Annotated in this window: 11 protein-coding genes; 6 read left to right on the top strand and 5 right to left on the bottom strand. The window is 74.0% G+C overall.

The genetic code is table 11. The features are described from left to right. Positions 1-48: 48 nt before the first annotated feature. The 4 genes from F7Q99_RS32835 (at position 49) to F7Q99_RS32820 (ending at position 7526) form a co-directional block, all read left to right on the top strand. Positions 49-4143 (top strand): HAMP domain-containing protein, encoded by a 4095-nt coding sequence (locus F7Q99_RS32835; RefSeq protein ID WP_153468475.1) that lies wholly within the window; start codon positions 49-51, stop codon positions 4141-4143. After that, the gene (locus tag F7Q99_RS32830) at positions 4140-6425 is read left to right on the top strand and encodes a PP2C family protein-serine/threonine phosphatase (protein ID WP_153468473.1); all 2286 of its coding nucleotides are present in this window, start codon (positions 4140-4142) and stop codon (positions 6423-6425) included. The genes F7Q99_RS32835 and F7Q99_RS32830 overlap by 4 nt, the downstream gene beginning before the upstream one ends. A gap of 176 nt (positions 6426-6601) precedes the next feature. Then, positions 6602-7009, top strand: a complete 408-nt coding sequence (locus tag F7Q99_RS40620; RefSeq protein WP_195911356.1) for a hypothetical protein — start codon at positions 6602-6604, stop codon at positions 7007-7009. Between the two features lie 73 nt (positions 7010-7082). Further along, the gene (locus tag F7Q99_RS32820) at positions 7083-7526 is read left to right on the top strand and encodes an ATP-binding protein (protein ID WP_153468470.1); all 444 of its coding nucleotides are present in this window, start codon (positions 7083-7085) and stop codon (positions 7524-7526) included. A 24-nt stretch (positions 7527-7550) separates the two neighbouring features. On the opposite strand, the gene F7Q99_RS32815 is transcribed toward F7Q99_RS32820, so the two are convergent. Continuing rightward, positions 7551-9332, bottom strand: coding sequence for a glycoside hydrolase family 15 protein (locus tag F7Q99_RS32815; RefSeq protein ID WP_153468467.1), 1782 nt, complete (start codon positions 9330-9332; stop codon positions 7551-7553). After that, the gene (locus F7Q99_RS32810; protein WP_153468464.1) at positions 9329-10282 is read right to left on the bottom strand and encodes a TIGR03557 family F420-dependent LLM class oxidoreductase; all 954 of its coding nucleotides are present in this window, start codon (positions 10280-10282) and stop codon (positions 9329-9331) included. Before F7Q99_RS32810 ends, F7Q99_RS32815 begins: the two co-directional genes overlap by 4 nt. 155 nt (positions 10283-10437) lie before the next feature. Here F7Q99_RS32810 and F7Q99_RS32805 point away from each other — a divergent pair, with 155 nt between their 5' ends. After that, entirely contained in the window at positions 10438-10596 is a 159-nt protein-coding gene (locus F7Q99_RS32805) for a hypothetical protein (RefSeq protein WP_153468461.1), read from the top strand. A 182-nt stretch (positions 10597-10778) separates the two neighbouring features. Further along, positions 10779-10976 carry a hypothetical protein gene (locus tag F7Q99_RS32800; RefSeq protein WP_153468458.1) on the top strand — a complete coding sequence of 66 codons (198 nt, stop codon included), beginning with the start codon at positions 10779-10781 and terminating at the stop codon, positions 10974-10976. Between the two features lie 58 nt (positions 10977-11034). Here F7Q99_RS32800 and F7Q99_RS32795 read toward each other — a convergent pair whose 3' ends face one another. From F7Q99_RS32795 to F7Q99_RS32785, 3 genes are all read right to left on the bottom strand, one after another. Next, complete coding sequence (locus tag F7Q99_RS32795; RefSeq protein WP_230211121.1) at positions 11035-11439, bottom strand: nuclear transport factor 2 family protein; 405 nt, start codon at positions 11437-11439, stop codon at positions 11035-11037. 138 nt (positions 11440-11577) lie between these two features. Then, positions 11578-12504 carry a hypothetical protein gene (locus tag F7Q99_RS32790; RefSeq protein WP_153468452.1) on the bottom strand — a complete coding sequence of 309 codons (927 nt, stop codon included), beginning with the start codon at positions 12502-12504 and terminating at the stop codon, positions 11578-11580. Positions 12505-12644: 140 nt separating this feature from the next. Then, on the bottom strand, positions 12645-14537 hold the full coding sequence (locus F7Q99_RS32785) for a serine/threonine-protein kinase (protein WP_153468449.1): 1893 nt from the start codon (positions 14535-14537) through the stop codon (positions 12645-12647). Positions 14538-15134 lie beyond the last annotated feature (597 nt).

Genomic DNA, 15134 nt, shown 5'->3' with positions numbered 1-15134 from the left:
GGGCGCCCCGGCGCACCCGGCGTAGTGGCGATCCGGACGGTGGGACGGATGGACGAGCACCCTGTGGCCGACTCGGCCGAGCAGGCGCTGCGGCAGTTGCTCGCCGGGCTGACGGCCGTCCGCGACGGGGACTTCCGCACCCGGCTCACCCCCGACCGGCCCGGTGTGCACGGGGAGATCGCGACGGTCTTCAACGGCATGGCCGACCAGCTGGCCCGGGTGACCTCCGAGGTGACCCGGGTGGCGCGCGAGGTCGGCACCGACGGGCGGCTCGGCGGCCAGGCCCAGGTGCCGGACGCTGCGGGCACCTGGCTGGACCTCACCGACTCGGTGAACGCGATGGCCGGCAATCTCACCTGGCAGGTGCGCAACATCGCCCAGGTGACCACCGCGGTGGCCCGCGGCGACCTCACCCAGAAGATCCTGGTCGACGCCCGCGGGGAGATCATGGAGCTCAAGAACACCGTCAACACGATGGTCGACCAGCTGTCGGCCTTCGCCGACGAGGTGACGCGGGTGGCGCGGGAGGTCGGTACCGAGGGCCGCCTCGGCGGGCAAGCCCGCGTCCCGGGCGTCGCCGGCACCTGGCGGGACCTCACCGACTCGGTGAACTCCATGGCCGGCAACCTCACCTCCCAGGTGCGCGCCATCGCACAGGTGGCCACGGCCGTCGCCGATGGCGACCTCACCCAGAAGATCTCGGTGACCGCGCGCGGAGAGGTCCTGGAGCTGAAGACGACCATCAACACGATGGTCGACCAGCTGGGTTCCTTCGCCGACGAGGTGACGCGGGTGGCGCGGGAGGTCGGCACCGAGGGCCGGCTCGGCGGCCAGGCGGACGTGCGGGACGTCTCCGGGACGTGGCGCGACCTCACCGAGTCCGTCAACGTCATGGCGGACAACCTCACCGCCCAGGTCCGTTCCATCGCCGAGGTCACGACCGCGGTCGCCGAGGGCGACCTCACCCAGAAGATCCGGGTGGACGCGCGCGGCGAGATCCTGCAGCTGAAGGAGACCATCAACACAATGGTCGACCAGCTGTCCGCTTTCGCCGACGAGGTGACCCGGGTGGCGCGGGAGGTGGGCACCGCCGGCAACCTGGGCGGCCAGGCGACCGTCCGGGGCGTCTCCGGCACCTGGAAGGACCTCACCGACAACGTCAACGTGATGGCCTCCAACCTCACCGGCCAGGTCCGCTCGATGTCCGAGGTGGCGACCGCCGTCGCACGGGGCGACCTGTCCCGGAAGATCACCGTGGAGGCCAAGGGCGAGGTCGCGGCGCTCGCCGACGCGATCAACACCATGGTGGACACCCTGTCGGTCTTCGCCGACGAGGTCACCCGGGTGGCCCGCGAGGTCGGCACCGAGGGCATCCTCGGCGGCCAGGCCCGGGTCCCGAACGTCGCCGGAACGTGGAAGGACCTCACCGACAACGTCAACTTCATGGCGCACAACCTGACGAGCCAGGTGCGCAACATCGCCCAGGTCACCACGGCCGTCGCCGGGGGTGATCTCACCCGCAAGATCGACGTCGACGCGCGCGGCGAGATCCTGCAGCTGAAGACCACCATCAACACGATGGTCGACCAGCTGGGCTCCTTCGCCGCCGAGGTCACCCGGGTCGCCCGGGAGGTCGGCAGCGAGGGCCGCCTCGGCGGCCAGGCCCGGGTCGAGGGCGTCTCCGGCACCTGGAAGCGGCTCACCGAGAACGTCAACGAGCTGGCCGGCAACCTCACCCGGCAGGTCCGCGCGATCGCCGAGGTCACCAGCGCCGTCGCCGCCGGCGACCTCACCCGCTCGATCAGCGTGGACGCCTCCGGCGAGGTCGCTGACCTCAAGGACAACATCAATGCGATGGTCGAGTCGCTGCGCGACACCACCCTGGCCAACCAGGAGCAGGACTGGCTCAAGACCAACCTGGCCCAACTCTCCGCCGCCATCCAGGGCCGGCGGGACATCCAGGCCGTCGCCGAGATGATCACCGACGAGCTGACGCCGCTGGTCGGTGCCCAGTACGGCGCCTTCTTCCTCGCCGAGGAGGGCGAGGGCGGCACCGAACTGGCCCTGAAGAGCACCTACGGGCGGCCCGCCGCGGGGGCCCTGGAGCGGCTGCGGCTGGGCGAGTCCCTCGTCGGCCAGGCCGCCCGCAGCCGGCGGACCGTCGTCGTCGACGACCTGCCGCCCGGCTACGTCACCATCGCCTCCGGCACGGGCTCCGCCGACGCCCGGTCGCTCGTCATCCTGCCCATCGCGCTGGAGGAGTGGCTGCTCGGCGTCATGGAGTTCGCCTCCGTCCGCCCGTTCAGCCAGGTCCACCGCGACTTCCTGGAACAGTTCGCCGAGGCCTGCGGCGTCAACATCGGCACCCTGCTCGCCAACGCCCGTACCGACGAACTGCTCGGCGAGTCCCAGCGGCTCACCGCCGAACTCCAGGCCCGCTCCGAGGAGTTGCAGGACGGACAGGAGGAGCTGCGGCGCTCCAACGCCGAGCTGGAGGAGAAGGCGGCCCTGCTCGCCCAGCGCAACCGTGACATCGAGGCCAAGAACCTGGAGATCGAACAGGCCCGCCAGGAACTGGAAGAACGCGCACGGCAGTTGACCCTCGCCTCCATGTACAAGTCCGAGTTCCTGGCCAACATGAGCCACGAACTGCGCACCCCGCTCAACAGCCTGCTCATCCTCGCCCAGCTGCTCGCCCAGAACGCCACCGGCAACCTCACCCCCAAGCAGGTCGAGTACGCGGGTGTCATCCACTCCGCCGGCGCCGACCTGCTCCAGCTCATCAACGACATCCTCGACCTCTCCAAGGTCGAGGCCGGCAAGATGGAACTGGCCCCCGAACCCTTCGCCGTGCGCGAGCTGCTGGAGTACGTCGAGTCCACCTTCAAACCCCTCGCGGACCAGAAGGGCCTCGCCTTCGAGGTCACCGTGCACCGGGCGGTGCCCGAGGAACTCGTCACCGACCAGGCGCGGCTGCGCCAGGTGCTGCGCAATCTGCTGTCCAACGCCGTCAAGTTCACCGACTCGGGCCGGGTCGAGCTGCGGATCGAACGCGCCCAGGGCCCGGACCTGCCGCCCGAACTCGCCCAGACCGCAACGGCGGTGGCCTTCCACGTCGACGACACCGGCATCGGCATCGACCCGGACCATCTGGACTCCATCTTCGGCGCCTTCCAGCAGGCCGACGGCACCACTAGCCGGCGCTACGGCGGCACCGGCCTCGGGCTGTCCATCAGCCGCGAGCTCGCCCGGCTGCTCGGCGGCACCATCACCGTCCGCTCTGCCACCGGGCAGGGCAGCCGCTTCACCCTCTACCTCCCGATCGCCGCGCCCGAACTCCGGGCCGTGGCACCGGCGGACGAGTCGCACGTCCTCGTCGTCGAACCCGACCCGCCGGCCCTGCTCACCCTGCTCACCCGCGCCGCCGTGGACGCGCTGGGCACGCCGACGCCGCCGGTGCGGGTGAACAGCGCCGGTGACGAATCCGGACTGCGGGCCGCGCTGGCCGAGGGCCCCTACCGCTGCGTCGTGCTCGACCTCGCCCGCTCCGGCGAACTCGCACCGACGCTGCTCGACACTCTGCCGGACAGCACCCCCGTCCTCGGATACCAGGGCGACGGCGGCGGCGCGTCCGAAACCGGCGTCGAAAGCGTCGAACTCGCCTTCGGACTGGACGATCTGCGGGACCGCCTGATCGAGCGGCTCGGTGGCCGCCGCCCGCCCGCGCCCGCCTCCACCCCGGTCGCCCCGCCCACGGACGACACGCTCGCCGGGCGGACCGTCCTGATCGTCGACGACGACGTCCGCAACGTCTTCGCCCTGGCCGCCGCCCTCGAACAGCGCGGCCTGACCGTCCTGCACGCCCCCGACGGCGCCGCCGGACTCGACCTCCTGCGGGACCACCCCGAGACCGACCTCGTCCTGATGGACGTCATGATGCCCGGCCTCGACGGCTACGCCGCCATCGAGGCCATCCGCGCCGACGAACGCTTCGCCCGCCTGCCCGTCATCGCCGTCACCGCCAAGGCGATGCCCGGCGACCAGGACAAGAGTCTCGCGGCGGGCGCCGACGACCACGTCACCAAGCCCGTCGACACCGGCCACCTGCTCGGCCGGATGCGGCACTGGCTGGAGGTGCCATGACCGCCGGACACGAGCCGCCGGACCCCACCGCCCTGGCCCTGGCCCGCACCGTCCGCCGGCTCCAGGACGCGGCCGCCCGGGTGCGGGCGCAGGCGCGCAGCCGCACCGTCGTCGACCTCGCCACCGGGATCCTGTCCGAGCGCCTCGGCGCCACGACGGCCGAGGCCGCCGCCCGGCTGGCCGGGCTCGCCCGTGAGGCCGGAGTGCCGGTGGAGGTCCTGGCCGCCGACATCGCCGGGCTCGCCGTCGCAGGGCCCGGCCCGGCCGGCGCGCCTGAGTCGACTGCGGCGCGGTCGGACCCCGTCACACCCGCGCTCGCCGCGGTCCCCGATCTCCAGCACGCCGCCGACACCGTGCTGGAACAGACGGGAGAGGCGCTCGGCGCCCACGCGGTCGTCGTCTGGCAGCGGCTGCCCGGCGGTGCGCTGGCCCTCGTCGCGTGCGCCGGGCTCCCCGCCGCCGAGGCCGCGGCCTGGAGCCGGGTCCCGCCCGGCGTCCCCACCCCGGTCCAGCGGGTCGTCGCAGGCGAGGACGAGCTGTGGCCCGACGATCCGGGCACCGAGGGCCCGTCGATCGGAGCCGGATCGGCCCGGGCCGTCCTCCCGCTGCTCGATGGCGGCCGCCGCCGGGGAGCGATCGAAGTCCTGTGGCCGAAGCCGGCCCCGGCGCTGGGCGGGCCCCAGCGCCGACAGGTCCGCGCGATCGCCGATCTCTGCGTGACCCTCCTTCCCCACTCCCAGCCCGCCGCACCACCCGAGGACGACACCGTGTTCCTCGAGGGGCTGCTCACTCCGGCCCTGCTGCTGGAGCCCGTCTTCCGGGACGGACAACTCGCGGACTTCACGCTCCTGCGGACCAACGCGCGGTTCCGCGATCCCCTCGGTCGCCCCCGGGAAGCGCTGGAGGGCGCCTCGCTGCTGGAGACCTACCCGATCGCCTGCGCCACCGGCCTCTTCGAACGGCTGCAGCGGGTGCACAGGACCGGGGACCCGCTGGCCGCCGAGCGGGTCGGGCTGGTCTTCCGGACCGGCGCACTCGCCGTCTCCGCCACCGTCCTGCTCGCGGTCGCCCCGCTCGGCGGCCGGCTGCTGGTCTGCTGGCAGACGCAGCCCGAGCAGACCGGTGAGGCCGAGCAGGCCGGCGAGGCCGAGCAGACCGCGCTGCTGCACCAGGCCCAGCGACTCGCCCGGGTGGCCGGATTCGAGGAGCAGCCCGACAACGGCCGGATCCTGTGGAGCGAGGGCCTGCGGGAGCTCTACGGACTCCCGCCCGATGCCGCGCCCGTACCGCTGGCCGACCTCGCCCGGCACGCCCACCTCGACGACGAACCCGCGATCCGGCGCCTGCTGGACACCGTCCGGAACCGCCACCGCACCGCCTCCGCGGTCGTCCGGCTCGCCCAGCCGGACGGCAGCCACCGGTTCACCCGCGTGATCGTCGAGCCCGTCCTCGACGACGCCGGCCGGCTCACCGCCGTCCGCGGCGCGTACCACGACGTGTCCGCGCAGCACCGGACCGAGGTCGCGCTCGGCGCCACCCGGGAACGCCTCGCCGACAGCGAGCAGGAGTCGGCCGAACGCGAGCGGCTGGCGCTGCGGCTCCAGCAGGCGATCCTGCCCGCCGCGCCGCCCCCGCTCGGCGTCACCGGCCTGCACGCCGCCGTGCGCTACCGCCCCGCCGCCAAACGCGACCGGGTGGGCGGGGACTGGTACGACGTCCTGCCGCTGCCCGGCAAGCGCGTCCTGCTCGCCGTTGGGGACGTGGCGGGCCACGGTGTCGGGGCGGCCACCGGGATGGTCGCGCTGCGGCACGCGCTGCGCGGTCTCGCGGTCACCGGCGCCAGCCCCGGGCGGCTGCTGGAGTGGGCCAACACGGTCGCCCTGCGCGAGCCCGGCCAGGTCACCGCCACCGCCGTCTGCGTCCTGCTCGACCCGGCGGGCGGCGAACTGCGCTGGGCCCGGGCCGGGCACCTGCCGCCGATCCGGGTCGGAGCGGACGGCGCCGAGGTGCTTCCGCTGCCCCACGGCGTGCTGCTCGGTGCCCTGGAGGAGGCCGAGTACGAGGAGTACACCGCGCATCTGGCCGCGGGCGACGTCCTGCTGCTCTACACCGACGGCCTGGTCGAGCGCCGGGACCGCCCCGTCGAGGAGTCCGTGGACCAGCTGATCCGCGACGCCGGGACCCCCGGCCCGGACCTGGAGCGCTACCTGGACCGGCTGCTGGAGCTCAGCCCGGCCGACACCGACGACGACACCTGCCTGATCGCCGTCCAGACGGAGTAGCCCCCGCCCGCGGCCGCAGCCGGTCATCGGCCGCGCGTTCGCGCTGTACCGGCTGTACCGGCTGTACCGGCTGCACGGCCCGGCGGCCCGGACTCGACGCGGAGCGTTAGGGGCGGGCTGGCCCGGGTAGGCGCGAACTGGCGGGGGCGACCGAGACCAGACGGAAAGGAACCCCCATGTTGCTGCTAGGACTCCTGTTGATCGCGGCATCCGGTGCCTTCACGGGGCTGCTGATCGCGGACAACCTCTCCGGCGGGCCCGACTACCAGGTGACGATCCTGGGCAACGACCTGGTGACGCTCAACAGCCTGGGCATCTTCCTGTCCGGCGTGGGCCTCGCGCTGGTCTTCTGCCTGGGCGTGGCCCTGCTGAGCCTGGCCCGGGGTGCCGCGCGCCCGGTCGTGGACCGTCCGGCCTACCGGGAGCGGCCGACCGCACCCGCGGAGCCCGTCGCACCCGCGGAGCCCGTCGCGCGGGAAGGCGAGGTGCCCGCCCCGCCGGAGGAACGGGCCGCCGAGCAGGGAGACCGGGAGGTCGCCGCTCCTCGCGGGGGCGGACGGATCCGGCACCTGTTCGGCCATTGAGGCCCCTGCGGCGGCGCCCGACGATCGGCGACTTCCGGAAAGGTGAGGGGAGAGGTGAGGGAGGTGCGACCGCATGAAAGAGGCGCGGCTTTCCGCCGCGCGCCCGACGCTCGCCGAACCGCGGGCGCGGTGGCTTCCGCTCTCGGCCCGGCCCGGAGCGGTCGCCGAGGCCCGCGCCCTGACCGCCGACTTCCTGGCCGATGTCGCCGATCCGACGGTGGTCGCCGACGCGATCCTGCTGGTCTCCGAGCTCGCCGGCAACGTCCTGCGCCACACCAGTGGGCCCGGAGCGCTGCTCCTGGTCCGTGTCGCCGGTGTGCTGCGGATCGAAGTCAGCGACACCAGCCCGCGCCCGCCGCTGCCCCGGCCGCCGCACGGACCGGACGAGTCGGGAGGTCTAGGCCTGTTCCTGCTGAGCCGCCTCACCCTGCGATGGGGCTGGCGCCCGCTGGGGCCGGGTGACCGGCTGGGGCCGGGTAAGACGGTCTGGTGTGACCTGCGGCTGCCCGTCGACTGAAAGGCGGGCTCAGCTGAAAGCGGCTCAGCCGAGAGGCGGCCGTGCCAGGCACGCCGCGCACTCCAGCAGCATGGCGTGCACGAACGCCTGCGGCAGGTTGCCGCGTTGCTGGCGCTGCGCGATGTCGTACTCCTCCGAGAACAGCCCCGCCGAGCCGCAGAGCCCGCGGGTGGCCTCGAACCAGCGGGCCGCCTCGACGGCGTCGCCCTGCCGGTGTTCGGCGAGGGCCATCAGGAAGCCGCACAGCACGAACGCTCCCTCGGCCTCGGCCAGGGGGCGCTCGTCGTGGCGGAACCGGTAGGCGAAGTGCCCGTCCGTGAGCTCGCGACGGCACGCCCGCAGGGTCGCGACCGTACGCGGGTCGTCCGGGGCCGGGGTGCCGCGCACCGGCGGCAGCAGCAGGGCGAGGTCGGGCGCGGGGTCGGTGGGGGAGCGCTGCCACCTGCCCGACGGATGCAGGGCGTGCCGGGCCGTGTGGGCGAGCAGCCGGTCCGCCAATGCGCTCCACGCCGCGGCGAGCCCGTCCGGCACACCTGCCGGCCCGGCAGCCTCGGGGCGGGCGATCGCGCGGAGTCCCGCGGCGCAGATCAGCCGGCTGTGCGTCCATACCCGGTCGTCCAACTCCCAGATTCCGGCGTCCGGTTCGCGCCACCGCCGGGCGATGGCGTCCGCGGCGGTGCGCACCGCGCACCGGGTCTGCGGATCCAGCCGATCGCGCCGCGCGGCCGCCGCGAACAGCAGCAACGCCTCGCCGAACACATCGAGTTGGAACTGGCGGGTGATCCGGTTGCCGACCTGGTCGTGGCCGCCCGGGTAGCCGGGAAGGTCGACCGCCCGCTGGTCGGGCACCCGCCCGCCGGTCACCGTGTAGGCCGGGGCCATTCGACTGCCGTGCTCGTCGAGCCGCTCGGTGGTGAACCGTACCGCGTCGTCCAGGAGTCGGTCCGCACCGCACGAGGCGATGGCCTGTCCGACCAGGCACTGGTCGCGGATCCAGACGTAGCGGTAGTCGTAGTTGCGGCCGGCCTCGGCCCGTTCGGGCAGGCTGGTGGTCGCCGCGGCGACCATGCCCCCGGTGGCCGGGGAGGTGAGCCCGCGCAGCACGGCGTAGGAGAACCGGGCGTCGCGCTCGTCGTAGGTGTGCCCGAGGTCCGGTACGGCGTCCCGCCAGGCGTGTTCGGTGGCCCGCCAGCAGCGCTCCGGCTCCGGCGGCGGCCCGTCGAGGCGGTGGTCGGACACCTCCAGCACGAGGTCGAGCCGCTCACCAGGGGCGAGGACGACCTGCGCCGTGAGCAGCCCACCCGGCCCCGGACGAGCCGCCTCCGCGCCCGTCCAGCGCAGGCGCAGCCCTCCGGAGCGGAGCGTCCAGCCGTTCGCCGTCCGGCGAGGGCCCCGGAGGCCGCCGGGGCCGAAGCCCGTACCCGCCTCCAGGACCACGCGCAGGCGTGCCGGCCCGTAGTCGGCGGTGATCCGGCGCAGCAGCACCAACCGGTGCGGATCGGCGGGGAGCGCCAGGACCTCCCGGCACTCCACCACACCGTCCTCGGTGATCCACCGGCTGCGCCGGATCAGCCCGCCGTCCTCGTAGTAGCCGCCGGGCGCGAACCGGCCGACCGGCGTCACCGCGTACACGCCGGTGCCGCCGATCAGGCCGGCGAACAGCGGATCGGAGTCCCAGCGGGGCGCGCAGAGCCAGGCGATCTCGCCGAACGGGCCCACCAGCGCGCCGCGTTCGCCGTCGGCGAGGAGGGCGTACTCGCGCAGGCTCCACGGCGGGAAGGGTTTCACCGTGCCTCCGGCGGTCATTCCAGCCGCGGCAGGACCTGCTCGCGGCAGAATTCGAAGAACCCCTCCTGTTCCTGGCCGATCTGGCCCACGTACACCTCGTCGAAGCCGGCGTCGACATAGCCGCGCAGCCGGTCGGCGTGCTCCTGCGGATCGTCGCCGCAGGTGACCGCCCGGGCCACCATCTCCTCGGTGACCAGCTCGGTGGCCTGCTCGAAGTGCTGGGGCGTGGGCAGGACCTGGGCGAGTTCACCGGGCAGCAGCTCGCTCGGCCAGAGCCGGTGGACGGTCTTGACCGCCCGCTCCCGGTCCTCCGACCAGCACACCTTCACCCCGCCGAGCACCGGCCCGGTACCGCCTGCCGCCCGGTAGCGTCCGAGCAGTTCGGTGTCCGGGCTCATGGTGACCAGTCCGTCCGCGAATTCCGCCGCCAGCTCGGCCGCCTTCGGTCCGAACGCCGAGACGTACACGGGCAGGCGCCCCTCCTTCGGCGGTGTGTAGAGCCGGGCGTTCTCGACCGTGTAGTACACGCCGCGGTGGGAGACCAGACCTCCGGTGAAGAGCTCACGCATGACGGCGACGGCCTCCTCCAGCATCTCGGCACGCAGCTCGAACGGCGGCCAACGGTCGCCCAGGACGTGCTCGTTGAGCGCCTCGCCCGTGCCCACCCCCAGTCGCAGGCCGCCTGCCAGCTGCACGTCCGCGGTCGCCGCCGCCTGCGCCGTCACGGCGGGGTGGAGACGGATGGTCGGACAGGTCACGAGCGTGGTCACGGGCAGCCGGGTGACCTGCGACAGTGCGCCGATCACGCCCCACACGAAGGGGCTGCTGCCCTGCGCGTCGTTCCACGGATGGTAGTGGTCGGAGATCGCCAGCCGGGTGAAGCCGGCCCGCTCCGCGAGCCCGGCCTGCTCGACCAGCTGGGCGGGGGTGAACTCCTCGCAGGACAGGAAGTAGCCGAACGCGGTCATGGCAGCCTCGGTTCGTCGGTGGGCTCTCGGTTTCCTCCGTTCCCCCGTCGGAGCGGCTATCCGGGGAGGGCACCGCGAAACCTCGACGCCGTTTGCCGGGCCCGTCACCGGGTAGCCGGGTGGGTCGCAGAGTCCAGACCCTGGAGGTGACCACCATGGACGCGCGCGAAGGCGACGGCCGGGCCGGAGCCGTCCGCACACCCGACCGACCCGAAGTGGGCGGGCCGGTACGTGCCAGCACGTCGGGCGCACTGGACGACGAGGGCAGGGAGCAGGGCGATGTCGAGACCTACGCCGTTCTCGGCGAGGACTGAACCGGCCGGGCCCGGAGGCCCTGGCATCTCAGGCCCCGGCGCCTCCACGCAGCCTTCGCGCGCCGCCCGGCGGCCGGTCCACCACCGGCCCGGCCGCCGCTGGCCGGGCGTCGGACACGGCGCCCGCGCCGCCCGTTACCCGGGCCAGGCCGGAGCCCGGTCCACCTCATGAGGAGCACACCATGGACGACGACACACCCCAGGGCGGCGCCGGCGGCGTGCCGCTGCACCACAACGGCGAGCCGCACGGGCCGCACGAACACCCCGAACCGCCCGAACGGCGGACGGACACCGTCAAGACCGTCCGGGCCGGCACACCGGTGGCCGAGCAGAAGGCCACTCCCGTACCGTCCGAACCCGACGAGCGGGACGACGCCTGACAGGTGCCTCCCGGCCTCCGTCTACCTCGCCATCTCCCGCACACGCCCCCCCGGTTGGCTACAGTGCGTCGCCGGCCTCGGGGAAGGAGTGGTGCTCGTGCGCGACCACCCAGCGCCCGTCCTCCTTGCGCAGCCCCACGGTCAGCCGCAGCCGCTGCGCCGGCCGGTCGGCGAAGTCCTGCGGCGTACCGCACCGCAGCAGGGCGTGCGCGAACGCGACGTCGTCACCGGCAGTCACGTCCAACGACTCGATCTCGAACGCAGCGCCCTGCGCCTGCCACTCGAAGAACGGCGGCCACGTCTCCCGATACGCGTCGATGCCGCGCACGCCCTCGTACGGCGGCGGCACGTCGAACATGACGATGTCCGCAGCATGACCCGCGAGCACACCATCGAGGTCGCCCGCGTGCACGGCCGCGGCCCAGTTCCGGATGAGGTTCTCGACCTGCTCTTCGTCACTCATGACCATGGTCAGGATGGTAGAGCGGATCGTGGAATCCCGGCCTCCGGGAATCCAGGGCGCGCCAGGCAAAGCCACCCAACACGCCGGCCGGGCCGCGCGCCCTCGGATGACGCGGTGTCCTCGTTCTGGAACGACCGGTCAGGGGCAGTGGTAGGCGAAGGAGGCGGCCGCGGTCCGGGTGGACGGCGAGAGGATCTCCAGGGTCGTGGTGGCCTGCAGTGAGCCCTGGCCCTCGAAGCTCCAGCGCAGCACGAGGTCGGTGCGGTGCACGCCGGAGCGGACGTCCTGGACGATCTCGTCCGAGGTGGAGCCGTCACTGCGCAGCCAGCGGTACCGGATCGTGCCGGCCCCGCCGTTGGTCTCCACCGCGGCCGTGACCACCGCGGTGCCGCCACAGCCGGGGCCCGCCGGGTCAGTGGTCACACTGACGCCGTTCACCGCCAGGGCGGGCGTGTGGAAGCGCCAGAACAGCAACGCCAGGACCACCAGCACCACGGCCACCGGCACCAGCCACCGCCACATCCGGCGGGGCCGCCGTGGCTCCGAAACGTCCGGTGCCGCCTCGCCGTGCCACACGGCGGCGGCCTGCGGCGGGACGCCGGGGCCGAACCGCCGCAACTCGCCCGGGCCGAGCGGCTGTTCGTCCGGCGAGACGTCGACGAGCGTGGCGCCGAGCGATGCTGTGGCGCCGAGCTTCACCGTGGCGGCCGCGTCCGCATCGGGTGCCGCGTCCGCATCGTGTGACGACGGGCCGAAGCCCGGGGTGCCGTGCGCCGGCGTCCCGACGATCGTGATGGCCTCCCCTGATCGCGGCGCGCCACCCCAGACCCGGGGGTCGAGGAAGGTCGCGCTCTCCACCTCGGTGCTGTCGAGCCGCACCGTGGCCTCGGGATCCACCCCGCCGACGGACGCCGCGGCGGCCCGGTCCAACCGGACGGTCCGGGCCTCCGCCGCCGCGCGGGGGTCCAGACGGACGGTCTCCTCTCCGGTACCCGCGCCCGGCCCGAGCCGGACGGTCTGGTCCGCACCCGGAACAGGGGCGGCGTCGGGGTGGGGCGTGGACATGACTTCTCCAAAACAGGGGCGGAGACGGATCGTTGACGAGCCGGCGGATGACGGACCGGCGCAGCAAGCAGGTCACGGAAAGGTGCGGGACGCCTCGGGTCCCCGGTCACGGAGGCGACCGGGGCCGAGCGGTCCGGGGATCAGCGGGGCGGGTCGCAGAGGAAGGCGGCCATCTCGGCCGACGTCCTGCCCGGCTGCGCCGCCGCCGGGGTGGTGCCGATGCGCACGCCCCAGGTCGGGAAGTTGTCGGCCGAGCCGAAGTCGTGGGTCCGGGTGACGGTGGCGCGGCCGTTCTGGACGACCACCGTGTCGGTCGCGACGGTGATCGCGCGGCCGCCCGAGCTGTGGTACCAGCTCAGCGTCAGCGTCCCGGTGGCGTTGCCCTGGGCGACCACCGTGACGGTGGCGGTCAGGCTCCAGCGGCCGCCGCAGACCAGCGAGTCCAGGTTCACCGAGCTGACCGCGATGGTGGCGGGAGCAACGGTCGGGCTCGGCGGGGGAGTAGTGGTGACGGAGGTCGGGCCGGGCGTGGTGGGGACGGGGCCGGCGGGCGGCACCGACGCCGGCCCGGCGGGGCCGGGCGGTGCGGGCGGCTGGCCGGTGGGGGTGCCGGTGCGGGGCGGCGACCCCGGCACGGTGGGCGTCTGGCCGGTCGGCGTGGCCGTGGGACCGCCGCTCGGAGTGCCCGGGGTCGCCGACGGAGTGGCCGTCGGGCTCGTCGAGGCGGAGGGTGCCGGGCTCGGGGTGCCGGCACCGCTCGACACCGGGGAGGGGCCACCCGTCGGGTCAGGTGCGCCAAGGCTGGTGGTCGCCTCCGGGGAGGCGCCACCGGCGGCCGTCCGGGCACCGCCGTCGGCGGCCCCTGCCATCGCCGCACCGGCCAGTGTGGCCAGGGTGAGGACGCCGGCCGCGACGCCGGTGAGCGCCTTGCCACGCGTCCCGAGGCGCAGACCACGGCGGGTCAGGTCCCGCTGCACGGTGGCCGCGACGGTGTCGGCGCCCACGGCCGCTGTGACGTGCGCAGCGAAGAGGCCTTCGCCGCTGCCCAGAGCGGTGTGGGCCAGCGAGGTGCCACCGGCGGCCGCGCCCCCGGCGCCGGGCAACAGCGCGAGCAGGGCGACCAGGGCCGCCAGATCGAGGCGGCCCTTCTCCTCCCACTGCGGCCCGTAGGCGGCGACCGCGACCGCCTCCAGCTCCTCGACGAACGCGGCCGCGCTGTCGGGCCGGGACTGCGGGTCCTTGGCCAGGCCGGCGAGAATCAGCGGCCGGACCGGGTCGGGGGCCAACTCGGCCGGGATCGGGGCCTCGGTGTGCTGGACGGCGAGTTCGGCGATCGTGGTGCCCTCGTAGGGACGGGCTCCGGTGAGGCACTCGAAGAAGGTGACGGTGGCGGCGTAGACGTCGCCCGCCGGAGACGCGGGCCGGCCGGCCCACTGCTCGGGCGGCATGTAGGCGGGGGTGCCGGAGACGTCGCGGTCGGCGCCGTTCGGCACCGCGATGCCGAAGTCGACCAGCTTCGACACGCCGGCGGTGTCGACCAGCACGTTGGCGGGCTTGTAGTCGCGGTGCACCACGCCGGCCTCGTGGGCGGCGGCCAGACCCAGCAGCGAGCCCTTCAGCACCACGAGGGCGGCCTCCGCGGTGGTGGCACCCTCGGCGCGGAGCAGGTCGCGCAGTGCGATCCCGTCCACCAGCTCCATCACGATGGCCGAGCCCTGTTCCCCCTCCACGTACTCGTAGAGCCGGGTGACGTGGGGGGAGTCGATGCTGGCGAGGACCCGGGCCTCCGCGCGCAGCGCGGGTGTGCCGACGGAGCCGTGGAGGTACTTGAGGGCCACCGGGGTGCCGCTCTCCCGGTGGCGGGCGAGCACGACCCTGCCGCTCGCCCCGGCACCCAGCTCCCGCTCGTGGACGTAGTCCGGGAGCTCCCAGCGACGTTCGTCCTCGGCCAACGGGGCATCGCCCACGGCGTCGGGCGCCGTGCTGCCCCTGGTCGGTCTCTCGCCCTCGTCCTGCTGCGTCCGGTCGTCCATCGCCTTGCGCTCTCCACGTCAGTGCCTACTCGGCTTCGCGGCGTCGCACCTTACGGCACGCCGGCTGCCGGCAGGGACGCGGCCCGTGAACAACGGGTTCCGCGCTCGTCGATCCGCGAGGTCACGATTCGGGTGATTCGCACAGCGTCCCAACCATTCGGCCGCGCGGAGCCGTCCTGACGCTGCGGCGCCCAGCGCCGCACTTTGGCCTCCACCGGTAGGGACAGGACGTCAGCGCCCCGACGTCATGGCCGTCACGCCGGTTGCGGCTCGACGGCCGGCGTTTCTTGAGTTCTGCCGGTCCGGCCACCTGCCTCGCCGGACACGGCGGCATCCCCGCCGCAGCGCCGCCCGTGGCGCGGGAGTGGTAGACGCCGGGCGACATGCCGACCAGTTCCGTCGCTCAGGTCGCCGCTGCACAGCAGCGCCGTCGCCCGTTCGATGCGCCGGGTCATCAGATACGCGTACGGCGACTCGTCGTACGCGAGCCGGAACTGGCGGCTGAGGCCCATTTCCTGTTGCCGCGAGATGGTTCGGGCCCACCGTTCATCCGACCGGGGCCGGGACCCAGCATCGTCATCCGTCTTCTAAACTCCT

Source organism: Streptomyces kaniharaensis (genome assembly GCF_009569385.1).
In the GTDB taxonomy this organism is placed as follows: Bacteria; Actinomycetota; Actinomycetes; order Streptomycetales; family Streptomycetaceae; genus Kitasatospora; species Kitasatospora kaniharaensis.
Note: the sequence above shows the minus strand (reverse complement) of the source record. Positions and strands in the feature narration are given on the sequence as shown.

What these genes read in the sequence shown, in the direction of transcription:
- F7Q99_RS32835 (WP_153468475.1), top strand. Translation starts at nt 49, where the DNA reads ATGGACGAGCACCCTGTGGCCGACTCGGCCGAGCAGGCGCTGCGGCAG.
- F7Q99_RS32830 (WP_153468473.1), top strand. Translation starts at nt 4,140, where the DNA reads ATGACCGCCGGACACGAGCCGCCGGACCCCACCGCCCTGGCCCTGGCC.
- F7Q99_RS40620 (WP_195911356.1), top strand. Translation starts at nt 6,602, where the DNA reads ATGTTGCTGCTAGGACTCCTGTTGATCGCGGCATCCGGTGCCTTCACG.
- F7Q99_RS32820 (WP_153468470.1), top strand. Translation starts at nt 7,083, where the DNA reads ATGAAAGAGGCGCGGCTTTCCGCCGCGCGCCCGACGCTCGCCGAACCG.
- F7Q99_RS32815 (WP_153468467.1), bottom strand. Translation starts at nt 9,332, where the DNA reads ATGACCGCCGGAGGCACGGTGAAACCCTTCCCGCCGTGGAGCCTGCGC.
- F7Q99_RS32810 (WP_153468464.1), bottom strand. Translation starts at nt 10,282, where the DNA reads ATGACCGCGTTCGGCTACTTCCTGTCCTGCGAGGAGTTCACCCCCGCC.
- F7Q99_RS32805 (WP_153468461.1), top strand. Translation starts at nt 10,438, where the DNA reads ATGGACGCGCGCGAAGGCGACGGCCGGGCCGGAGCCGTCCGCACACCC.
- F7Q99_RS32800 (WP_153468458.1), top strand. Translation starts at nt 10,779, where the DNA reads ATGGACGACGACACACCCCAGGGCGGCGCCGGCGGCGTGCCGCTGCAC.
- F7Q99_RS32795 (WP_230211121.1), bottom strand. Translation starts at nt 11,439, where the DNA reads ATGAGTGACGAAGAGCAGGTCGAGAACCTCATCCGGAACTGGGCCGCG.
- F7Q99_RS32790 (WP_153468452.1), bottom strand. Translation starts at nt 12,504, where the DNA reads ATGTCCACGCCCCACCCCGACGCCGCCCCTGTTCCGGGTGCGGACCAG.
- F7Q99_RS32785 (WP_153468449.1), bottom strand. Translation starts at nt 14,537, where the DNA reads ATGGACGACCGGACGCAGCAGGACGAGGGCGAGAGACCGACCAGGGGC.